Consider the following 21,978-nt stretch of genomic DNA (forward strand, 5'->3'; position numbering starts at 1 on the left):
GCTAATAGCCCGATATATTTTTAATTCGCAGAGGTTGAGAGAATACTATTTTCATTGTTTTATAAACTTCACTGTAGAAACATCATCGTCAATGGATATTTGTATTAGGTAGATACCAGCTGGAATGGAGCTTATATCGATTACATTATTTTGAACTTCGGTTTTCATCGGAACTGTTTTCGATAACTTTCCTTCTAAATTTAAAATTCTTATTTGATTAGATTCAATGATCATATCTGAATTTATTTTCAAATAATTGTTAGATGGATTAGGGAAGATTGAGAATTTAGGTTTGTCTGCCCGATTATTTATACTCAAAATGGCAGTTACAGAAATGGTGATATTGAGAGCTTCACTGTCAATATCTCCATCGTTTACCTTTACAGGCACCGTAAGATCACCTACAAAATCAGTATTTGGTCTTATTTGATTTTCTGTTAACTGGTAATTATCTCCCTCTAGCACAGAAAGCGAAAAATCGTCAGGAAAATCATTATCAACATCATTTACAGTCAGATCTGAAAGTGAAACCTCCAATAATTCATCTCCCGCTATATTTGTAGGACCCTTATATGCAACTACTACAGGAGCGTCATTAATAGGACTGACCTCAATAGTTAAATCAAAAACTGGACTATTATCTATTCCATCGTTAATTGAGATTGGTACATTAAGAATTCCGTTAAAGTTCTCATCCGGAATTATGATATTGGTACTCACAGAATAATTGTCGCCAGATTTAACAGCAAAAGTGAAATTCTCAGGATATGTATTTTCATCATCTACTATTAACTTATCAAGCGGAATTGATAATTCGGTATCTTCGTCAGAAATAATAGGTTCTTGTGAAAGTATAATTGGAGGAAGGTTCGCTTCAAGAATAGGGAGTTCCCAAACGCTAGAAGCAAATGTACCGGCATAAATTTTATCTGATGTCAAAATAATTTCATTGACTGCTGAATTGCCGAGCTCTCCACTTACATGATACCATTTCTCCCTAGTTTCAGAAGTAACAAATAACCCATTTTTAGTCGCAGCATATACTTTTTTTCCTGCCATAGCAATACCGGAAATAGAGAGATACTCATTGTTTAAGAAGGCCCAACTTTCACCTAGGTTTTCACTAAATAGTAACCCTTTACTTGTTGCTGCATATAATCTATCATTTGAATAATGTAAATCGTAAGTCATATAATAGTCACCTGTAATGGAAACATCTGTCCAGTTGTGCCCTAAATCTTGAGATAAGAACATTTCACCGTTCCGAGTACTTACTACAACTGTGTCTCCTTGCAATAAAATACTTTCATAACCAGTTTCAATATTGAGTCCATTATTTTCGCTTAAGACAAAAGTTTTAGCCGTGTCGCTTGAAACATATATCCCCGTGCCACCTGAGCCCAGTACGAATTTTCCATTATCAAAATCGAGGGTACTTGTCCCAAGGTCAGATATTCTGCTCCATTCAGTACCGAAATTGGAAGAACGATAAACACCTCCGCCAGTTCCGATAAAAACGTCATCTCCCACTATTACAATATTATGAATTGACTTTGCATTTAAGGCATCTAAGCCGAAATTCATTTTAGTCCAGTTTGACTCGGTATCATAACGAAAAATACCTTGCCTTTCAGTGCCAGCAAATATGTAAGTCCCATTTGAAGCGAGTGATTCTATCTCCAGTGCTTGAAGGCCTTGATTACTATTCACCCATTCATTTCCATTATCATAAGATGAATAGATGCCTTCAGATGTACTCATGATTATTGCATTATCTAGTAATTCAATGTCACGGACAAATTGGTCAGTTTCAGTATTTTGAACCAAAACCCAGTTCAAGCCTTCGTCTTTGGAGTAGTAGAATCTTCCCACACTAGTCGTTAAATAAATGCTATCGCCTGAAACTCCCATGTTTAAGATGGATGCATTTACGTTTAAGGTAGATTTGTTCCATGAAATACCGTCTGATGAAACAAATATGTTTCCATTATCTCCAACAATTAATGAATTTTCTGTTGCCGTCATTGATCTAACGCCATTTGCGTCAAGGCCGGTGATTTCTATTTCTTCCCAGGAATTTCCGCTGTTTGTACTTCTAAATAATGAACTCCCGCCAGCATAGACAGCTGATTTGAAATAAGCAAAATCTTCAAATTGTATGTCAGCAATCCCATCACTTTTTTCAGTCCAATTTGATCCATTGTCTTCTGAATAGTAAACACCTCCATTGGCATTTCCAGCATAGATGTCATTTTCATTGACCATAAAGTTATAGAAAGTAAGGTCTTCTACTTCATTATTAATTGCTGTCCAATTTTCAGCTTCGTCTGTAGATAAGTAAATTCCATTGTTAAAAACAGAGGCATAAATTGTTCCATTATTAGACACTAAATCATAGACTGTGCCATTAGTAGGAAGGCCTGTAGTTTTCTTTTCCCATGTTTGTCCATTGTCAATAGATTTATATACTCCTCCATTACCTGCTGAAGCAATAAGAGTATTTTCTGTTTTTACCAATTCACCCATAAACCCTCCATATGGGCCAGAAGTTGACATCCCTTGTGAAAATAATAATGTATACATTAGCAAGTTCAAAAGAACCAGAAGAGATACTTTTTTCATGATTACGTTATTTTAATTATTTCGACTCCTCGAATATAGTATTTATTGTTGACTCAGGTATAAACAGATTTGTGCAATTTATTTTATCAGCAACTATGAATTCGAAATACCTACTTGTGAAAAGGAGCTTTTGCAGGTTCTGGAAGTAAGTAAACTAATAATACCGTAAATATATAGATTTTTTTAGGAAAGCCTAGTGTCGATTCAAGGAAGTGGAAGGGGAGAATAGATTGAAGAATAGTTTAATACCTAGTATCTACACCTACTAACAAACTGAGCAGAGTAAATGAAATAATTTTCATGCCACCTTCAGGTAGCATGAAAACTGATGGGTTTACAGATCCATTGCTTTTTCCTTGGCGTCTTCTGAAGTAATTTGCTCAACGAAATCAGCAAATACCTTTTTATGAAGGTCAAGGTCTAAATCAGGTGATACCGATACTCGGGCAATATAATCCTTGTCGTCTTCCTTGGTAGTTCCTTGAGTAGAAGTTGCAGGGATGGTCCAATAACAGCCTTTAAGCTGTCCATAGCTTACGCAGTATTTACTTTCTTCAGGGATTTCACTGATCATCATATTGATGAGTTTGCTGTTTAAAGCCCTTTTGTAAGTTTCTCTTTCTTCATGCGTTTCACCTTTGGTTGGTAAGTCTAAGGAGAACACAGAAGGAGTGAAGCCTGCTTTCGCTAATTCTTCTGAAACGAAATTAATTTTGGCCGTTGGCAAAGTCTCGTCAATGAAGTTGACAAACTCACGTGTGTTTTTGTACGCATCCTTAATCCTCTGCAACATGGAAGGCATCTGTGCTGCTAAAATCTCTACTTGCAGATCGGTGGCTTCATTATCACAAAGCTTTATGTGCTTTTCAATATTGTCCATCAAGCTGGCTGCTTTTTGATTAGCCACCGTATATCCAGCCGTACATTTTCCGCCACTAGGAAATTTCGATCCGCTTACATATGATATTGTTCTGATGCCGGCAAGCACACCTTCTTCTCCACAGAATTGCACATTAGGACAGAAGGTTTGATCTAAAATGAAAACTGGATCAATGGCTTTCTCGCCTGTTGAGGTTGTGCGCTCCTTGCTTAACACATCTCTTAACTGCTCTAAATCCGGCACTTCTACTCTTGGGTTGGTCGGAATTTCAGCAATGATATAAGGTACCGCACCTTCCTGAGCAACTTGATTCAATACTTTATCAGTGCTTTGCACCATATCGTTATCGCCATCAACAGGTAAATCCAAAATCTCTACATTACTCACACAAGCCGCTACTCGTCTGGCCTGGTCGTTAGTACCGCCATAACAGTTAGGGGGAACAATGATTTTAATGGCTTTTCCCGGGTGCTTTTGTGAGGCCTCATCAATCAGCCCCATCATGATCGCGTATTGAACGGATAATCCGCAAGAGCCTAATAGCGATTTTGAGCTGGTAGCTGTAATTTCTTGAATGGAATTGATTACAGATTCTTTATTCTTCGCTACCATTTTTTTATCCTGTGGAGCAAAAGCTTTGCCTAACAAGAGCTTCAAAGCAGAAAAAGAATCATCCGGAGTCATTGAAATGGTTTCTCTTCTTCTCACATGTTGGACTTCCGATATGTAGGCTTCATTTGATGTACCGTTGACCAAAAGAATACTTCCTAATTCCTCATGACTATTGATGGAAAAGTCAATATTAGGGTTAAGTTCAAATTTACTGAAATCATCTGACGATGAAATGTAAATAGTAGTGCCTTCAAATTCAGGGATATCTCCTGAATCGGATACCTGCTTTAATTCAAATTGGTATTCGTACACTCTCTCTACCGTATCTGCATCAAAAAAAGTGGGTAATTCTCCTCTATAAGCGATCAGGGTATTTTTCTTTTCAAAATGGTTTTTTCTTAATACCGCTAAAACTGGGATCGTCTGTGACGAAAAGCTGATGACATTATCGGCTTTGGTTTCATTCAATTTGGCTATGGCCCATTCCAATACAGAAGATAAAGGATGACCTAAACGAATGTAGTCAAAAGCTGTAGGTAATTCACTAAGTGCTACAGTGTCAGAATTTTGAACGGCATATAAACTTTCAAAACGCTCTAAAAATTCAGTTTTCGCTAATTCTTCATTGTAAATATCAAGTCGATGTGTGGTAAGCTTCAACCAATCTGTTGGCATATTTCCTACTACATCTTCTATAAATTTCAGCACTTTAGTATCCTTCATAATTTTATCTTTTCAATAGATTCTTAACCGCTTTAATGACTAAATGTTACGCCAGATTGAGATCATAGAGCAATAGTCATTCCCATAACATTTACTCCTTTTCATCCAAGCGAGCGCTAAATTAGGCAAGGCTAATGGTTCCAGCAAAAATTCGTGGGATTAATAGGTATCAGCAGAGTGTCGAAGGGTAGATAGTCAAAGCGAAAGTTCAATGTCTTGTAATAAGTTCGGACAGGTCCTGTAGGACACTTGAACCAGTCAGGGAATAATGGGTCCCGCATCATGCTATGGTTACCCTGTATTATTTGCAAATTCTATAAGGAAAGCTTTTAGTTTTCATGTAAGGAGAAAGATTTTCATTTTATAAATAATGCTTGATTAGAACGAGCGGGCAGGAGGACAAACCTGTCTGCTGCAGGCAGGAATGCGGGCCGGAAGAGCATGAGTGTTGGAGCATATTTTTGTGTTGACTTTTTGTTTCTTTTTTGTCTAAGAAAAAAGAAAGTAAAAACAGATTTGGGAATGGAAATAAGTGTGAAGAGAAACGGCAATGCAGATAATGTATTTAAGTCGAAATTTTAGTATTTAAACTAAAAACCTGATTTCTTCTTCTTAACCTTCGGCATCGGCAATTCTTCAACCGAAACCCTCACCAATTCGCTCAACCATCCGCTGTCTTCAATTTTATCTTCAATTAAAAAGCTAGGCTTTGCCCCCGGGTAAGGGGGGTCTTCTACTACATCTCCAATAAATTCACGACCGGCCTTGGTAGGTTTTAAGAATAATTTATTGTTACAAATGAGGCCAAATATCTTCGAATCGGAAAAGATGCCATACTCTCCGAACATCTTTTTAGCCTTGATTTCTCCTGCATTCTCGATTTGTTCCACTATATAATCTACAAATTTTTGATCGGTTGCCATGGGTTTAGTGATTAGGTTAAATTTTATAATTCATGCTATTCTTTATACCTCCAACTACTTAAATTAGCTCCTTCTGGGGCGCTCTCATTAATTCGATTCATAATCTTATCTACATACATCGTGTTGTAGCGCAATCTGGAGATGTGATTTGGGTTTTCCTGATCGCCATTCCAGCAATGTTCGGCTCTGTCTCCATAATCGACTTCTCCATCATAGTAAGGATCAGTGGTGCTTTCCAGAAACTCTTCCATCAGATATACAGCATTATTGAGGTAATAATTATCCATATCACCACAGTAGATGTTAATTTTCCCTTGCAGTTGGGGGCCTAATTCTTCCCAATCTCTTTCGAGTATATATCGTAAATCATAATTCTCTTTCCAATACTGCGCAACTTCAGCGTTGATATCACCAGTCTTTTTATCCCAAATACGAACTGGATAGCCATCTTCTCCCTGAGGTGAGTAAGTAGCTTCCCAAATGTCAAATTGCTGACCAGATCGAGACTTATCGCCAAGTGCTAATTCTTTATGGTTAGCATCTTTCATATAAGAGTTTACTGCCCCTAGATAATCACGATGAGCAGGAATAGGGACTTGCTTGTGTTCACTTTCGTAATAATAAGCATTGTCGTATTCATATAAATCAACTAAGCAATACGCACGGAAATCTATTGGGTCAGGACATGCTGCAAAGGCGCCATTATATTCATCTGGATACATCACTTGCACGGCCAATGCTTCCCAGCCGCCTGTTGACCCACCGTAAAGAAAGCGCGACCAACCTTCACCGATTCCTCTAAATTGTTCCTCTATGTGAGGAATCAGTTCGTAGGTTATGGCGTCACCATAAGGTCCCTGACTTGCTGAATTGACCGCGTAGGAATCATCATAATAAGGAGTAGGATGCTGTATTTCAATGATAATAAAGCGCGGGAAATCATCACTTATCCATTGCAGATATTGATTATAAGCTTCCTGCTGCTGAATGATATTGTAGCCTTCCACATCGAATCTTTCGGAGTACTCCGGGTCCATGGTGGAGTCTGGAGGAGTTGTTCTAAACCCACCGAAATCAGAGGGGTAGTGGCCATGAAAGACCATTAGAGGGTAGTTTGCCTCTGGATGTTCATCAAAGCCTTTTGGCAAGAGCACATGCGCTCCGAGATAAGTATCCCTTCCCCAAAACTCACTTAAGCGCTCACTTTTTATTTTAATATGCTTGATCCATTTGGTGTCTTCCGGCTCCTCAATAGGAGGGATGATCTGATCCATTACAATGGAAAAATTTGCCGATTGATTATTTGGAGGGATAGTTATTTTTTTCGGACTGCTATAGATATTGCCTGGCGATCGATTCCACTGCTGTCCTTCACCATTGTCCATTGGAAGTTTTACCGTATGCCCAGTAGCCAGATTGAAGGTTTCATAGGTGTGCAATAATGCCTGCACCCAGTAATCACCAGGCTCTAAATCATTAAGGTTTTCGATCGGATAGCCAAATTGTTCAGCATTGAAGACTACAGCTTGACTAGCTGCCATCGCATCAACATTTTGACCGTAAACGAGCTGTGTATTGGGTCCGTCATTTATTTGGAAACGTGGTTCTTGAGAATCATCTGTGGAAAGCAATAACAATAGTCTACCATCTTTTGCTTCTTCAGAGACTTGATCACTAAACGAAACTTCAAAAGTGAGGGTGGCTGGGTCTGGCTGACAAGCAACACAACAAAGTGTTATTAAAAGAATTGTGAGTTTTTTCATAGAGATGATTTTTTACAGTAACAAGATACTGATAATCATCGAAATTTTGCTAGTTCCCCCATTTCTATTTAAATAGGTTTTACCTATCTAATTATTTGGCTCTTCTTTTACCTTCCGCATCTCTTCAGCAATGCTGATAGAACTAGAGTCTCCATTTTTTTTCAATTCTGATGTAATGGTACGATAATCTGTTTCATCATGCTTTTGGGAAAGTTTATATGCGGCTTGAACTTCCTTGATCTTAATTGAAAATCCCACAACTCCATTTATTTGCTGCAATGTTTTGCTTGACATTTTGTCAACAGAAACCGGATTTGCTGAATTTTGCTCGTATTTATCAACCAGTTTTTTCATCGCTTCAAATAATTCCTCTCCTTCGATTATTTTGATGGTTCCATATACATGCACTGCAATATAATTCCATGTAGGAACATCCTCTTTTTGGTACCAGGAAGATGAAATGTAACTGTGAGGCCCATTGAAAATGGCCAATACTTCTGCCTTTTCCGTAAAGTTTTTTGCTTGAGGATTCCGTTTGGCAATATGGCCTACTAAAACGTCTTCGCCATTTTCATCCTTATCAAGCTCCATAGGAATATGAGTGCCTGAAATTTTACCATCAACTTGATTGATGAGAATCCCAAAACTGTTTGCCTTTAGAAACTCTTTTACTTCTTCAATATTTTCGTTTTTATAACTCTCTGGTATGTACATTAAAATTGAATTAAGTGTATTATCATCATATGGTTAAACCTACTTATCCCTTACATAAGCTTTAATAATCAAATCCTGATTCGGTGCAGTTGGGTCATTGGAGAATACAGTTATGCGTTTGATTTGTGTGCCTCTTCTTCCTTTTGAATCAAATTTGATTTTAATCTGACCCAGTTCACCAGGCGCATATTCCATTTTTTCAAGTTCAGACACTGTACATCCGCAGGTCGTTTTTGTCTTTCTTATCTTTAGCGCTTCCTTGCCAGAGTTTGTAAACTGAAAAGTATGTGATACCGTATCGCCCTCATTCAAATGTCCGAAATCATATTCCGAAGTTTCAAATTCGATGTGCGGTGCCTTGGCTAATTCTTCCTCAGTCATAGGAGGGAAATACTCGTTAATAGTAGCAATTACATTAAGCGATTTATTACTCTTTTCTACTTCGTCAGTAAAAAATGTAAGCGGATCATTCATAAAACCTAGGTCAGCTCTTATTTTTGGCAAATAGGTGATCTCAATTTCCCCAGATTTTTTCGGTGGAATTATAGCAGGTAATTTTGTTACTTTAATGAAGTCTGCAGATACAAATCGATCTAAAACGGTTATAGTATCTTCTGATTGATTATAGAGCTCAATTAATTTACTAACGGGCTTTTCGTTTGTAATATTCCCGAAGTTGATGAATTTACTTTTAAGTCTAATTCCACCCAATGCTGTATTGTATTCGTCTTCTATGCTTTTTGGCTTCGGCTCTACATAACCTGAAATGCGTAAGAGTTTGGTCGAAGGCTCTCCTGAGGTGGTGATGGTTACCGTTTTGGCGAATTTACCCGGTCGGTTTAAGGGATTATAAGCTACTTCGACTTTTCCAGTATCCCCAGGCATTAAGGCTTCTTTTTCCCAGAAAGGAGTTGTGCAACCGCAGGAAGCTCTTACAGACGTTAGCTTTATGGAATCACTGCCAGAGTTAATGAATTTGAAAGTGTGTTTAGCTATACCGCTTACTTCTTCAATAGTACCGAAGTTATGGCTTTCTTCCATAAATGTGATTTTAGCACTATTATTTTGTGCAAATACTGCAATGTGGAAAAAAAATAAAAAAACAATCACAGGCGTACTTTTAAACAAATGGATATTCTTCATAAATTCGTTTTTTTGTTTCAAGCGAAGATACATAATTCTTTATTTGTTGAGTGGTGCGCTGCCATAGATTTTTAACTTTTACAAAATAAGAAGATCTGATATTAATTACATTTTATAGATTCAATTAAATATGCCTTACAAGAATTTAAGTTTATTGGTTTTGCGATTAGCAGGTGGACTCATGATGTTAACGCATGGCTATCCTAAATTTATGAAGTTGCTAAGCGGTGATTTTAGTTTTGCTGACCCTATTGGATTAGGAGAAGAAGTAAGTCTAGTTGCTACCGTTTTTGCTGAATTTGTCTGCTCAATTTTAGTAGCTTTAGGACTCTACACTCGTTTGGCCAGTGTTCCTATTTTGTTCACAATGTTAATTGCTGCTTTGGTAGTGCATAGTGGAGATCCTTTCGGACGGCAGGAGCTAGGCTTATTGTACGCGGCAGTATTTTCTGTAACGGCTTTGAATGGCGGTGGGAGTTTTAGTTTAGATAAAATTATCAGAAAGAAAAATATTTAAGATGTCAAGAATTTTAACAGGTATTCAAAGTTCCGGAAAACCACATTTAGGTAATTTGTTAGGCGCTATTATTCCAGCGATCAAATTATCACAAGATCCAAAAAATGAAAGCTTCTTTTTTATTGCCGATCTGCATTCACTAACAACAATAAAAGATGCTGAAGTAAGAAAGGAGAATGTTAATGCAGTAGCCGCTGCATGGTTGGCATTTGGTTTTGATACGGATCAAAACTTGTTTTACAGACAATCAAAAGTGCCGCAGGTAACGGAGCTTAACTGGTATATGAGTTGTTATACGCCATTCCCGATGTTGGCCAATGCACATTCATTTAAAGATAAATCTGATCGTTTGGCAGATGTAAATGCAGGTCTTTTTACGTATCCTGTATTGATGGCCTGTGATATCATCTTATATGATGCAGATATTGTTCCTGTAGGAAAAGATCAAAAGCAACATCTTGAAATGACTCGTGATATTGCCAGTGCTTTCAATCACCGCTACGGAGATGTATTTGTTTTGCCAGAAGCAAGAATAGATGAGCAAAGCATGACTATTCCCGGCACGGATGGAGAGAAGATGAGCAAATCTTATGGTAATACTATTGATATTTTTCAGCCTGATAAAAAGCTCAGGAAAAATGTGATGAAGATTGTGACGGATAGCACGCCAATGGAGGAGCCTAAAAATCCGGATACCTGCAATGTTTACAATATTTATAAATTACTAGGCTCCGAAGAGCAGATTGCAGAAATGCGTAAAAATTATGAAGGTGGTAATTATGGTTATGGGCATGCCAAGCAGGCGCTCTATGAATTGATTGTAGAGAAATACGCAAAGGAGCGTGAATTATATAATCATTATATGGAGAACTTAGATGAGCTCCACGAGAAACTGGAAAAAGGTGAGGCAAAGGCAGCGTCAATTGCAGATAAAACCTTAGGAAGAGTAAGAAAAGTGTTGGGATATTAAAGGAGAATCTAGAGTCTAGATTCTAGAACCAAGATGAGTATTGTTGTCCAAAATAATCTACGTATATAATAGGAAGGTTTTAATTAAACTCTTTCTAAAATCATAAATCCAAAGTCTAGAATCTAGATTCTAGCATCTTAAATCTAAAATATGGATCACATTATTAAAATTGCAGGGGAACTCAATGCGCGTCCCCAACAGGTTAAAGCAGTAATAGAATTATTAGATGGTGGTGCCACGGTGCCGTTCATCTCCCGATATAGAAAAGAAATGACGGGAAGTTTAGATGAGGTAGCTGTGGCGGATGTGCGTGATCGACTGCAGCAATTACGCGATTTGGATAAAAGGAGAGAGGCGATCTTGAAGTCTATTAAAGAGCAAGAGAAGTTAACGCCTGAGTTGGAAAAAGAGATAAATGCAGCCGAAACGATGTCCAAGCTAGAGGATATCTACCTTCCATATAAACCCAAGAGAAGAACAAAGGCAACGATTGCAAGAGAAAAAGGCTTGGAGCCCTTAGCCAAGCTTATTTTTGAACAAGGTAATTCTGATTTGCAATTAGAAGCTGCAAAGTTCATAGATGAAGAAAAGGAAGTGGCTGATGTGGAAGCTGCCTTACAAGGAGCTCGAGATATTATAGCGGAATGGGCCAATGAAAATGCTGAAGTAAGAGCAGATATTCGTGATCTTTTTCTTAAGAAAGGAAAGTTCCGCTCGAAAGTTTTAAGTGGAAAAGAAACTGAAGGTCAGAAGTACAAAGATTATTTCGAATGGGAGGAAGACGTTAAAACGGCACCTTCTCACAGAATCTTAGCCATGCGAAGAGCAGAAAAAGAGATGATTTTGATGCTGGATATTAGCCCTGAGGAGGAAGATGCCACTTTCATTATGGAAAAGCATTTTGTGAAAGCAGATACTGAAGCTGGCCAACAAGTAAAACAGGCGGTAACCGATGCCTATAAAAGGTTGCTAAAGCCCAGCATGGAAACGGAAATCCGGATTTTCACTAAGAAGAAAGCGGATGAGGAAGCTATCAAAGTGTTTTCTGACAATTTAAGACAATTGCTATTAGCTGCTCCTATGGGCCAGAAAAATGTAATGGCAGTAGATCCGGGATTTAGAACAGGTTGTAAAATGGTCTGTTTAGATAGACAAGGGAAATTGTTATTTAATGAGGCGATCTATCCTCATGAACCACAGCGTCAAACGGCTAAAGCAGCAGCACTGATTTTACAATTAGTAGAGAAATACAATGTGGAGGCTATCGCGATTGGGAATGGTACTGCAGGACGTGAGACGGAGAAATTTATAAATTCAATTGGTTTGCCTCAGTCGGTCACTGTTGTTATGGTGAATGAGAGTGGTGCTTCTGTATATTCCGCTTCAGAAGTAGCGAGAGAAGAATTTAAAGAATATGATTTGACCGTAAGAGGTGCTGTATCAATTGGTCGAAGGTTGATGGATCCATTAGCTGAATTAGTGAAGATTGATGCTAAATCAATAGGAGTGGGGCAATACCAGCATGATGTAGACCAGAATTTATTGAAAGCTGGACTGGATGACACCGTAGTCAGTTGTGTGAATAATGTAGGGGTAGAGTTGAATACGGCTAGTAAGCAATTGTTGACCTATGTTTCCGGTTTGGGCCCTTCTATTGCTGAAAATATTGTCAAGTACAGAGATGAAAATGGTGCATTTAAAAGTAAAGAAGAACTTAAAAAAGTCCCACGTTTAGGGGATAAAGCTTTTGAACAAGCAGCAGGTTTCTTGCGGATTAGTGATGCTAAAAATCCGCTGGATAGCAGTGCGGTTCACCCTGAAAGTTATGCTTTGGTGAATAAAATGGCAAAAGATGTTCAAGCCTCTATCACCGATTTGATGGGAAGCAAAGAATTGCGAGAGAAATTGGACATGAAGCAATATGTAACCGAAACAGTTGGGCTTCCAACTTTGCAAGATATTATGCAAGAGTTAGCGAAACCAGGTCGTGATCCTCGTGAGCAGTTTGAAGCTTTTTCTTTTACAGAAGGGGTAAATGAAGTGAAAGATCTTCATGTAGGCATGAAATTGCCTGGTATTGTTACTAATATTACCAATTTTGGAGCTTTCGTTGATGTAGGAGTTCACCAAGATGGATTAGTTCATGTTAGCCATATTGCAGATAAATTTGTGAGTAATCCTGCTGAAGTGGTTAATGTAGCCCAAAAGGTGGAAGTAACGGTTATGGAGGTTGACACTGCGAGAAAACGAATTTCACTTTCTATGAAGAAGGATCCATTCAAGCAGCAGTCTAAAGAAGAAAAGCCTAAAGGTAAATTCAAGCGAAAAGCTGAGGAGAAAGCTCCTGAAGGAGATTTACAAGCTAAGTTAGCAGCTTTGAAAGGAAAATTTGGATGATCATTAAGTGCCTATTCTTAAGAAGGATAGGCCTTTTTTTAAATTCTTATACCAGCTATAGAAATATCGTCAGTTTGTTCATGTTCTCCTTTCCAATCCAAAATCGATTTTCGCAACTGAGCTCTTTGTTCAGTAAAAGGGCGTAATTTAATTTCATCGAGTAAAGCCATTAATTTTTTACGCATGAACTTTTTATTTTCAGCCCCACCAAACTGATCAACAAAGCCATCACTATAAATGTAGATTTGCATATCCTGCTTCACCTTCAGTGTGATATTTCTTGCTTTTTTATCAAAAGAATCCACCATGCCGCCAATGGAAAATCGCTGTCCCTTGATCAATTCCCAGTTATCGTCTTGAAAAACAATAAGATCCATACTAGCTCCTGCAAAATTAACTTCTTGTCTTTGTTGATCGAAACACAATAGTGCGATATCTAAACCGTCATTAGAGGAGTTCTCTTTGTATTGAAGGCTATTCAATACAGATCTATCTAATATTTTTAATATTTCAGCACAATCTTCAATTCCTTGCTGATTTACAATGCTGTTTAGTAGATCATTTGCCATTACCGTCATAAATGCTCCGGGAATCCCATGACCGGTGCAATCGGCCAAGGCAAAGTACGTTTTATGTTTTCTTTGAGCAAACCAATAGAAATCTCCACTAACAATGGATTTGGGCAAATACAGCATGAAAAATTCGTTAAATGCAGATTTTACGCTCTTGAGGTCTGGTAAAATCGCTCTTTGTATATTCTGCGCATATTTAATACTATTGGTAGTATCTGCTGTTGCTTCTTCAAGTGCTAGTTTCTGAGCAATTATACTATCTCTTTGCGCTTCAATTTCGTCTCGATTTTCTTGAATTTCAGCTTTTTGGAGATTGATTTCATCGTTTTTGAGCTTTAGTAGTCGATGTGCTCTGTTTTTTATATTATAACGATTATAACTGATCAAAGCCAATACTGCTAATAAAATACCGAGCACAATCAAAAAATAATTTGAGTTCTCTCTTCTTATTAATTGTAGTCCTGTAATCTCTGCTTTGGTTTTTAATAGTTGTATCTCTTTTTCTTTTGAATCTATTTCGAAATTCTTTTCTAATTGAGATACTTTTGCTGTAAAGTCTTGATTAAAAATTGAGTCGTTTAATTTTTTATATTTTTTATAGGCTAATAAGGACTGTTTATATTGCTGCTTAAGCTCATAGATAGTGGAAAGCCCGTTATAAGAACTTTTCAGGACTTCAATGGCTTTTACCTCTGCCCCCGAACTGATGGCTCTTTTGAAGTATTTTTCTGCCTGTGCAAATTCTTCCTTCTTCAAATAGCTTTCAGCCAAACTTTTTTCTATGTAAGCTTTATCATAATTTTTTTGACCTGTAGGAACTGCAAGCAGGGCTCTTTCGATGTAGTAAACTGCTGAATCTACATCTCCGTAATCTTTATGATATACTCCGATATTATGCAAGGAATTGTAAATTCCTACAGTGTATTCAAAGTCTTTATCAATTTTGTACGAAGCCCTGAAGTATTTGATTGCTTTCTCAGGAAGCTCTCTTTTCATAAACAGAAGACCGAGATTACTCATCGTATTTGAAATTCCTAAAGAATCTGAAAATTCTTCTTTTATCTTTAATGACTGCTGATAATATTCCGCTGCTCTATCTAGTCTGCCTATTTCCTCAAAAATGATTCCTACATTATTCATAGCTCTCGATAATGCTTGAGGGCTTTGTCGATCCTTCTCCATTTTTAGGACCTGCAGAAAGTAATTAAGCGTTTTCTCGTAATCTCCTAAGCCGTAATATGCTATTCCTAAGTTATTAAGGAACTGTGTCTCTGCTAGCTTATCAGTCTTTTTCTGAGCAAGCTCCAGACCCTTTGTTCCATATAATATTGCTTGGGAAGGATCTGATGTACTGAATGAATAAAGTAGCTCTTTGTAGATTTGAAGCTTGCTACTATCATGGAGGTTTGTTTCTAACAGATTCCGAAGACTATCTGTGCTTTGTTCGCCATATAATATATGGGAGCTCACAAAAAGTAATAAGATGAATATTCTATGCACCATTTAGTTAAATAAAAACTTCATGGAATAAGGTATTATAAAAACACAACCGAAACAATAAAAAGAAGCAGGTTTTTAATAATTTTTGGTCTGATACCAGAGAATCAATTCTCTGGATACCAATTTCTTAACCTTACCTCAATATTATCATTTTTATCATTGACCAATGATTTGAATTTCTCTACATCTGCTAAGCCACCTTGACCTCTGAAGTGAAAAGGGTAAATGATTGCAGGCTTAAAATCTAGTACTGCATCAGCTGCTTTGTCGACTGACATTGTATATGGTAAATTCATGCAAACGAAAGCTACATCTATATTTTTAAGTGCTCGCATTTCCGGAATATCTTCTGTATCGCCAGAGATATAGATTGTTTTATCAGCAATACTTAATAAATAGCCATTTCCTCTACCTTTTGGGTGTCTAGTTTCTGCATCTACTGGAAGATTGTACATCGGTATAGCTTTTATGTCTATCCCATTGAGAGAAGTGCTTTTATCATTATCGAGGACTTCTATTTCATCATTATTGATGCCCTCCATTTGCTTGGCTACTGCTTCAGGAACTATAAAATGGGAATTAGTAGTATTTAAGGCTTTAAGTGTTTCTGTATTTAAATGATCACCATGTATATCGGTAATCAGAATTAAATCAGCATCGTTTAGTCCTTTAAAACCTTCTGCACCACCATAAGGATCAACATAAATGGTTATGTCATTGTATTCAATAGCTAGAGTTCCATGAAGGATTGGATGGATTTTAATTTCAGCACTTTTGGTTTTGATAATATCTTGTGCAAAGGCGCTAGAGCTAAACAGAGCGAAAATAAAGACTAATATTTTTTTCATAGGTATAATTTTAATGATATAAACCTAGCTAGTCAGGAAAAGTTAAACCATTCATCAAATAAAAATCAATCCTCCAACTGATAATCGATAGTGGAAACCACTCTGACATTTTTAATATGTGGAGTATTACTATCTAGATCATTAATCGTGAAAAGTCCTTGTTGTGCATTTCTAATTTTCCCCACTTTTGAATTTGAGTCTTCTGCAAACTTTTCAGCTACTTCCCTCGCATTCTTGGTTGCTTCTTCTATCATTTCTGGTTTCAAACTATTGAGAGATGAAAAACTGTATTCAATTGGTCTCCAGGTATTTTTCGAACCAATTATAATGCCTTCAGAAAGGAGATCTAATGAGGAAGATAAGGCATTTTGCAGTAGAGCGATATTCTCGGTTCTTACAGTAAAATCAGATTTAGCAATGTAGCGGAATTCCTGATAGTTATTGTTACTGTAAGCATTGGCTTTCACGTCTTCAATATTAATGCTTCCCTGTTGTAATTCCGTTTGGTCAAATCCCTGCGCGATGAAAAACTGATATACGATTTTATTCTGTTTTTCAATAGTGGATTTTATGTCTGCTAGATCATTTCCAGTAATGGTAATATTCAATGGCCATACTGCCAGATCAGCATTTACTGTTCTTTCAGATAAACCTTTAACTCTAACAGATCTATCGTAAGCTTTCCCTGTCTTTATAGTATTTCCTATCCAAAAACCAGCCAAGGCGACAGAGAAAGCTAATATGGTAGCTGCTATCCAATAATTATGTTTCATTTTGACTTGAATTAAATGGTAACATTTTGAATAATTAAAACATCACTCTTTCTTTTTTATTGCAATCATAACAATAACAATTCACTTTATCTTTTAGTAAACCAGATTTTAGAATTGATTTACCCAATAATGCCCTCACTGATTCCTGGATTCCTTCTGTGATACTTGGGTGAGGGTGTACACATTCGGCTAATTCTTCTATTCCTTTTTCCATGCTAATTAGCAAAGCTACGGCTTGAATGGCGGCAGAAGCTTGTTCACCTACTACCCGCATTCCTAAAATCTGCATTTCATCATCATCAGTCACTAGTAATTTGATAAAGCCTTGTGTATTTCTCTTGGCCACCGCTCTGGCAATGGTTGAATAGTCCGTTGTGACGACTTTATAATTGAGTCCCTTTGCTTGAGCAGTTTTTTCATTATACCCAACACCAGCAACTTCCGGATTGAGAAACATAATCGTACTGATATTTTCGTAGACGAGTTTTCTCTTAGGGGATCCATAGATTTTTTCAACCGCATACCTTCCTTCCAACTCACCCACATTTACCAAATTAATGTCAGCGGTAATATCGCCCACTGCGTAAATATTTTTTACTGAAGTATTAGTATCGTGATCTTCCACACCTCTTTTTCCCATTTTAATAGGCACAGCCTCCTTCCATATCTTCTCATAATTTGGTACTCTTCCTACAGAGACGAGTGCTTTATCGACTTCAAAGGTTTCTTGATGACCATCTGAGAAATTGAGCGTGTACCGAACTTTTCCATTTTCCCTTTCCATTCTGGACAGAGAAGAATTTCGATGGATATGTACTCCTTGCGCCTCTAAGTTCTTTTCAATTACTGCCACTACATCAGCATCTTCAAAAGGCAAAATGCTGTCTCCTTTGTCAATCAAATAGACTTTAGTTTGCCCGAAGCCTGAGAATATAGTGGCATACTCACAGCCAATCACACCAGCACCCACTATGACCATACTTTCAGGAAAATCCTCCATTTGTTCGATTCCGTCACTAGTGAGGATGTATTTTTCATCGATTGGAATATTGGGTAAAAATCGAGGACGGCTTCCAGTGGCTATAATAATATAATCGGTCTCAAAGGCCAAGCGTTCGTCTAGTGTTTCTATCTCCACAAGATGCTCGCTTATTATAGAAGCTTCACCTTCTATAAAATCAATATAAGTAGCATATTTTGGATTGTTTTGTAATTCTTGGAGATGACTATCTAATAGATGCACTCTTTCCTGTACAGCATTTTGAACTTCTACTTGTATTTCTTTCCAAACTGCTTTCGGTGGCTCTAAGTGATACCTGTCTAAGTTCTTTCGAAACGCCAACATATCTCTTGAAAGCTCCCACAGGGTTTTAGAAGATAAGGCCCCATTGGTAATGCCAGCACCCCCTAAAGTACTTTTTTCGATTAGTAAGGTTTTCTTTTTTAAATCTATTGCCCGCATTGCAGCAGCGTATCCCGAAGGACCTGCTCCAATGATCACTAAATCATAATGCTTCATAAGCGTGAATTAATTATAAAGCAATATAAAAATTTATTAAGATTAATAAGGATATAGGAGCGTTAAAGGTAGTACGAGGCGCCTCTTAAAAAGTAGCCTCATTCATATAGTTTGTGCAGCTTTTCCGTTTTATTAATCATTTCTTTACTTCCGACAAAAACCGCCCACATCGCCAATGATAAAATCCCTAATAAGATTGCCGTCCAAATTGGACTCACTAACTCTAAATAGAGATATCGAAAGTTGAAGACAATGGAAGCCATTATTGGAATGATCCCATAAGACATTCTAAAGCTTAAATACGACTTCAGATATTTTTTTGACCTTTGCTCTCTAAAAGCATAAACCAAAGTGAAGACACAAAATCCGAGTATTCCACCAAGTATGATCCCATCAAAGTTGATAGGGAATTGTTTCGATAAAAGGTGTACAAGAACACCAATCAGTATCGGTATCAAAATCTTACGAGAAAGTAGAATCTCTTTAGCAGCTGCCCAATAGGAGCGCCAAAGTTCCTTATTGAGTCGGCTTGTAATGGCTTCCTCGACCTCAGCAAACCCATAAACCCCAAATGATCGATGCACTTCATTAAATGCCCCCTCTAAGCTTATTTTTGGTTTTTCCTCCATTTTATCTTCAATTGCAGAAGCTACATGATCGATTATTTCATATTGGACATCCGTATGGGTGAAACCTCTTTTGGAGATCCATGATTTTATTTGGGCTATTTGTTCGGATGATAATTTCATAAGTATTGGATTCTGATTTTGCTTTTAAATACTTTAAGACCAATGTAGCCAACTATGAGAAAAATCATCAAAAAGGCGAATGGTACTAATGGATAATTTTCATAAAAAACTACTCTTTCTTGGTAGGGTTCCAAAAAGAATACTGGTAGGATCGTGCTCAAATTTAAAATTGAGGTTGGCAAAATAAGAAAATGTGTAGTTGCACTTAAATGAGCAGAATTAAGTCTTTTGCCTCCATATTTTTTCAATCTAGACAGCACATAACCATAAGTTGGTATTCCAATTGAAAAAAACGTAAGTGGGATTAGGATCCACCAAAAAATAATATCCATCGGAAGTGTCTCTATAAGTGTAAAGCCTAAAAAGATAATGGCTAGTGTGGAAATAATTTGTGGCCATCTCCAAAATTTTTTAAATTCTGAAACATAAATCTTATTCACCGACTTTATGGTTTTACCCACTAGGTTTCTATTAATACTGACAAGCTTGTAATAGTCAAATTCTTTATCTAAATCTTGTAAAGTTTGTTCGAAGCTTTTTTCTCCGTTCTCATAGGCTAAAGCATAATGGTCATATAATTCATTGTAGAGTTCAATGTATTTGATAGGCTTTTTAGCAATGTGCTGAGCCAGCTCTTCATTTTGGTCTGTCGTTAAAGTTTTCATAAACTTTATTTTTCAATAAACATTCTTTTTACACGTAATGATTTCATAGATATTGGATTTTGATTTTGCTTTTAAATACCTTGAGTCCAATTGTAGCAGAGCTTAAAAATAATGTCATCAAAATGAGTACTATTATTGGGTACTGCTCAAAGAAATGAATTCCTGGAGTGTTAGGACTCCCAGCCATCAACGGTAAAATAACCGCTAAATTAAAAATACTAGTCGGGAATGTTAAATAGAATTGACTTGCATAGAGATGAGCAGATTTATACTTTTTTGAACCATATTCATTTTTTCGCCCCAAGTACTGACCATACAGAAAAATTCCCGCATTAAAGATTAACATGGGAATAACCACTGACCACATTATTAATTTTATCGATACTAATTGTAGTAAGGTGAAGCCCAATATTATAAGCCCTAAAGTAGTTACAATCTGAGGCCATCTCCAAAAGTTCTTAAACTCCGTCCAGTAGATGTCATTCACTGACTTTTTAGTCTTTTTTAGTAAGCCAGCATTTATACTTTTAACTTTTTGATAATGGAAATGCTCATCTAGTTTTTCTAATGTTTCCTCAAATGTCCCCTCGCTATTTTCATAAGCAGAAGCGTAATGATCATATAGTTCATTATACAATTCTATATAATCGATCGGTTTTTTAGCTATGTGATTTGCTAGTAGATCCTGTTGTTCTTTCGTCAGCTTCATGCTATTTGGTATCTCATTTTCTGTTTAAAAACTTTGAGGGTAATAACAGCATAAGCAATCAGAACGCTTATTGAAAGTCCGAGAACAACCGCAGTTACCCAATGACTCCAATTATCAGCAAAGGAAGTAAAGAAAAGCGCACTATTGAAAACCAAGGAAAATAAAGATCCTATCTTATTCATTGCTTGATAAGAGGCACTCTTTAAATTGCGAGGAACCAGTTTTCTGTGCTCTTGTATAAGAAAGTAAATAAACGGAACGATGGGGATAGCTATAGTAGGAAATAAAATATACCAAATTGAACTATAAAGTGGCAGAAGATAAACAACAGCTACGATAAGTGCCACGAATAAGACTGAAGTCACAATCTGTGGCCATCTAAAAAATTTGTTAATTTCCTTTTTATACACTGATCGAATATTCTTAAATATCCTTTTACTGATTTGCTTCCTATGCTCATCAATGTACTCTTGTGTGAAAGTTTGATCTAGTCCATTGATGATATTTTCAAAATTGTCATTTCCTAGCTCATAGGCGCTAGCATAATGATCATAGATTTCATCATAAAGCTCTACATATTCTATGAGTTTTTGTTTTAGGTGTATCTGCAACTCTTCCTTCTGATTGTCACTTAATTTTCTCATGAGCTTAATTTTATATTAAGTCCTAGAACACGCTGCATATTCAATAAGAATGCCTCTAATTCCTCCATTCTTTCAGCTGTGGCTTTCTTTCCGTCTTCTGTTAGTCGATAGTACTTTCTCACTCTTCCATCTACTTTCCTGCTTTCAGTAGTCAAAGTTCCTTCAGCTTCCAATTTGTGTAAAGTAGGATAGAGGGCGCCTTCTGTAAGCTTGATTTCATCGGAAGTAAGTTGTTTTACCTTCTGCGTGATTTCATAACCGTACATTTCTCCCGCGCTTTGTAATAAATGCAAAACTATAGTCGAGAGACTTCCTTTTATCAATTGCTGATTTGCCATACTGCAAGTATACAAAATTATCTTATGCATAAGAAAATTATGTATAAAAAATATTTTAGGATGTTGATAGGTTGGAACTCTGAGTACTCTTTGGATTAAGCCGATGCAGTAAATAATATCCTAAATGTAGTAGCGAAAATTAACAAGTAGGAATTTTGAGCTTTAGTCATTCCTCGAATGCTTCTGCCTGCTTGTTTGTCATTACTAAGTTAATTTGATTCTATGGAATCAATTCACTCTCAGGAACTAAGGATTTTTCTGTAATTTTTTATGATAAATCATCCAAAAAGCTTTGCATTCAAAAACAAAAATTCTTTTCTTTGCACTCGCTTAAGGGAAAAGCGGTTAATTTTCCTACTTAAATATATAAATCAGCTGGTTAGTCCAGCTGGATAGA

Annotated in this window: 18 protein-coding genes; 3 read left to right on the forward strand and 15 right to left on the reverse strand. The window is 36.9% G+C overall.

The genetic code is table 11. From position 1 onward, the window contains the following. Window positions 1-51: 51 nt before the first annotated feature. From B9Y84_RS01350 to B9Y84_RS01375, 6 genes are all read right to left on the reverse strand, one after another. Window positions 52-2,622 (reverse strand): DUF6242 domain-containing protein, encoded by a 2,571-nt coding sequence (locus B9Y84_RS01350; protein ID WP_085515294.1) that lies wholly within the window; start codon window positions 2,620-2,622, stop codon window positions 52-54. A gap of 334 nt (window positions 2,623-2,956) precedes the next feature. Next, window positions 2,957-4,837, reverse strand: coding sequence for a PLP-dependent aminotransferase family protein (locus tag B9Y84_RS01355; protein ID WP_085515295.1), 1,881 nt, complete (start codon window positions 4,835-4,837; stop codon window positions 2,957-2,959). A 590-nt stretch (window positions 4,838-5,427) separates the two neighbouring features. Next, a complete protein-coding gene (locus B9Y84_RS01360) occupies window positions 5,428-5,760 on the reverse strand; it encodes a TfoX/Sxy family protein (RefSeq protein WP_085515296.1) in 333 nt (110 codons plus the stop codon). Between the two features lie 35 nt (window positions 5,761-5,795). Further along, window positions 5,796-7,523, reverse strand: a complete 1,728-nt coding sequence (locus tag B9Y84_RS01365) for an alpha/beta hydrolase (RefSeq protein ID WP_085515297.1) — start codon at window positions 7,521-7,523, stop codon at window positions 5,796-5,798. 87 nt (window positions 7,524-7,610) lie between these two features. Continuing rightward, window positions 7,611-8,237 carry an FMN-binding negative transcriptional regulator gene (locus B9Y84_RS01370; protein WP_085515298.1) on the reverse strand — a complete coding sequence of 209 codons (627 nt, stop codon included), beginning with the start codon at window positions 8,235-8,237 and terminating at the stop codon, window positions 7,611-7,613. A gap of 39 nt (window positions 8,238-8,276) precedes the next feature. After that, the gene (locus tag B9Y84_RS01375; RefSeq protein WP_176223680.1) at window positions 8,277-9,380 is read right to left on the reverse strand and encodes a DUF1573 domain-containing protein; all 1,104 of its coding nucleotides are present in this window, start codon (window positions 9,378-9,380) and stop codon (window positions 8,277-8,279) included. A gap of 130 nt (window positions 9,381-9,510) precedes the next feature. Here B9Y84_RS01375 and B9Y84_RS01380 point away from each other — a divergent pair, with 130 nt between their 5' ends. The 3 genes from B9Y84_RS01380 to B9Y84_RS01390 all read left to right on the forward strand — a co-directional run bounded on the left by B9Y84_RS01380 (window position 9,511) and on the right by B9Y84_RS01390 (window position 13,264). After that, window positions 9,511-9,897: a DoxX family protein gene (locus B9Y84_RS01380; protein ID WP_085515300.1), complete on the forward strand. Its 387-nt coding sequence runs from the start codon at window positions 9,511-9,513 to the stop codon at window positions 9,895-9,897. A gap of 1 nt (window position 9,898) precedes the next feature. Then, window positions 9,899-10,867 (forward strand): tryptophan--tRNA ligase, encoded by a 969-nt coding sequence (trpS, locus tag B9Y84_RS01385; RefSeq protein WP_085515301.1) that lies wholly within the window; start codon window positions 9,899-9,901, stop codon window positions 10,865-10,867. Window positions 10,868-11,017: 150 nt separating this feature from the next. Continuing rightward, a complete protein-coding gene (locus tag B9Y84_RS01390) occupies window positions 11,018-13,264 on the forward strand; it encodes a Tex family protein (protein ID WP_085515302.1) in 2,247 nt (748 codons plus the stop codon). Window positions 13,265-13,302: 38 nt separating this feature from the next. Here the strand turns inward: B9Y84_RS01390 and B9Y84_RS01395 are convergent, their stop codons facing one another. The 9 genes from B9Y84_RS01395 to B9Y84_RS01435 all read right to left on the reverse strand — a co-directional run bounded on the left by B9Y84_RS01395 (window position 13,303) and on the right by B9Y84_RS01435 (window position 21,581). Then, window positions 13,303-15,339 carry a tetratricopeptide repeat protein gene (locus tag B9Y84_RS01395; protein WP_085515303.1) on the reverse strand — a complete coding sequence of 679 codons (2,037 nt, stop codon included), beginning with the start codon at window positions 15,337-15,339 and terminating at the stop codon, window positions 13,303-13,305. A 101-nt stretch (window positions 15,340-15,440) separates the two neighbouring features. Next, window positions 15,441-16,184: an MBL fold metallo-hydrolase gene (locus tag B9Y84_RS01400; RefSeq protein WP_085515304.1), complete on the reverse strand. Its 744-nt coding sequence runs from the start codon at window positions 16,182-16,184 to the stop codon at window positions 15,441-15,443. A 65-nt stretch (window positions 16,185-16,249) separates the two neighbouring features. Next, on the reverse strand, window positions 16,250-16,957 hold the full coding sequence (locus tag B9Y84_RS01405) for an SIMPL domain-containing protein (RefSeq protein WP_085515305.1): 708 nt from the start codon (window positions 16,955-16,957) through the stop codon (window positions 16,250-16,252). 34 nt (window positions 16,958-16,991) lie between these two features. Then, entirely contained in the window at window positions 16,992-18,476 is a 1,485-nt protein-coding gene (locus B9Y84_RS01410; protein WP_085515306.1) for a dihydrolipoyl dehydrogenase family protein, read from the reverse strand. A gap of 98 nt (window positions 18,477-18,574) precedes the next feature. Beyond that, window positions 18,575-19,225, reverse strand: coding sequence for a hypothetical protein (locus B9Y84_RS01415; RefSeq protein WP_085515307.1), 651 nt, complete (start codon window positions 19,223-19,225; stop codon window positions 18,575-18,577). After that, window positions 19,222-19,890 (reverse strand): hypothetical protein, encoded by a 669-nt coding sequence (locus tag B9Y84_RS01420; RefSeq protein ID WP_085515308.1) that lies wholly within the window; start codon window positions 19,888-19,890, stop codon window positions 19,222-19,224. The genes B9Y84_RS01415 and B9Y84_RS01420 overlap by 4 nt, the downstream gene beginning before the upstream one ends. 43 nt (window positions 19,891-19,933) lie before the next feature. Continuing rightward, window positions 19,934-20,599, reverse strand: coding sequence for a hypothetical protein (locus tag B9Y84_RS01425; protein ID WP_085515309.1), 666 nt, complete (start codon window positions 20,597-20,599; stop codon window positions 19,934-19,936). Further along, window positions 20,596-21,243 (reverse strand): hypothetical protein, encoded by a 648-nt coding sequence (locus tag B9Y84_RS01430; RefSeq protein ID WP_085515310.1) that lies wholly within the window; start codon window positions 21,241-21,243, stop codon window positions 20,596-20,598. The genes B9Y84_RS01425 and B9Y84_RS01430 overlap by 4 nt, the downstream gene beginning before the upstream one ends. Beyond that, entirely contained in the window at window positions 21,240-21,581 is a 342-nt protein-coding gene (locus B9Y84_RS01435; protein WP_085515311.1) for a PadR family transcriptional regulator, read from the reverse strand. Before B9Y84_RS01435 ends, B9Y84_RS01430 begins: the two co-directional genes overlap by 4 nt. Window positions 21,582-21,978 lie beyond the last annotated feature (397 nt).

The organism is Marivirga sericea, from assembly GCF_900177665.1.
Taxonomy (GTDB): Bacteria; Bacteroidota; Bacteroidia; order Cytophagales; family Cyclobacteriaceae; genus Marivirga; species Marivirga sericea.

What these genes read in the sequence shown, in the direction of transcription:
- B9Y84_RS01350 (WP_085515294.1), bottom strand. Translation starts at nt 2,622, where the DNA reads ATGAAAAAAGTATCTCTTCTGGTTCTTTTGAACTTGCTAATGTATACA.
- B9Y84_RS01355 (WP_085515295.1), bottom strand. Translation starts at nt 4,837, where the DNA reads ATGAAGGATACTAAAGTGCTGAAATTTATAGAAGATGTAGTAGGAAAT.
- B9Y84_RS01360 (WP_085515296.1), bottom strand. Translation starts at nt 5,760, where the DNA reads ATGGCAACCGATCAAAAATTTGTAGATTATATAGTGGAACAAATCGAG.
- B9Y84_RS01365 (WP_085515297.1), bottom strand. Translation starts at nt 7,523, where the DNA reads ATGAAAAAACTCACAATTCTTTTAATAACACTTTGTTGTGTTGCTTGT.
- B9Y84_RS01370 (WP_085515298.1), bottom strand. Translation starts at nt 8,237, where the DNA reads ATGTACATACCAGAGAGTTATAAAAACGAAAATATTGAAGAAGTAAAA.
- B9Y84_RS01375 (WP_176223680.1), bottom strand. Translation starts at nt 9,380, where the DNA reads ATGAAGAATATCCATTTGTTTAAAAGTACGCCTGTGATTGTTTTTTTA.
- B9Y84_RS01380 (WP_085515300.1), top strand. Translation starts at nt 9,511, where the DNA reads ATGCCTTACAAGAATTTAAGTTTATTGGTTTTGCGATTAGCAGGTGGA.
- trpS (WP_085515301.1), top strand. Translation starts at nt 9,899, where the DNA reads ATGTCAAGAATTTTAACAGGTATTCAAAGTTCCGGAAAACCACATTTA.
- B9Y84_RS01390 (WP_085515302.1), top strand. Translation starts at nt 11,018, where the DNA reads ATGGATCACATTATTAAAATTGCAGGGGAACTCAATGCGCGTCCCCAA.
- B9Y84_RS01395 (WP_085515303.1), bottom strand. Translation starts at nt 15,339, where the DNA reads ATGGTGCATAGAATATTCATCTTATTACTTTTTGTGAGCTCCCATATA.
- B9Y84_RS01400 (WP_085515304.1), bottom strand. Translation starts at nt 16,184, where the DNA reads ATGAAAAAAATATTAGTCTTTATTTTCGCTCTGTTTAGCTCTAGCGCC.
- B9Y84_RS01405 (WP_085515305.1), bottom strand. Translation starts at nt 16,957, where the DNA reads ATGAAACATAATTATTGGATAGCAGCTACCATATTAGCTTTCTCTGTC.
- B9Y84_RS01410 (WP_085515306.1), bottom strand. Translation starts at nt 18,476, where the DNA reads ATGAAGCATTATGATTTAGTGATCATTGGAGCAGGTCCTTCGGGATAC.
- B9Y84_RS01415 (WP_085515307.1), bottom strand. Translation starts at nt 19,225, where the DNA reads ATGAAATTATCATCCGAACAAATAGCCCAAATAAAATCATGGATCTCC.
- B9Y84_RS01420 (WP_085515308.1), bottom strand. Translation starts at nt 19,890, where the DNA reads ATGAAAACTTTAACGACAGACCAAAATGAAGAGCTGGCTCAGCACATT.
- B9Y84_RS01425 (WP_085515309.1), bottom strand. Translation starts at nt 20,599, where the DNA reads ATGAAGCTGACGAAAGAACAACAGGATCTACTAGCAAATCACATAGCT.
- B9Y84_RS01430 (WP_085515310.1), bottom strand. Translation starts at nt 21,243, where the DNA reads ATGAGAAAATTAAGTGACAATCAGAAGGAAGAGTTGCAGATACACCTA.
- B9Y84_RS01435 (WP_085515311.1), bottom strand. Translation starts at nt 21,581, where the DNA reads ATGGCAAATCAGCAATTGATAAAAGGAAGTCTCTCGACTATAGTTTTG.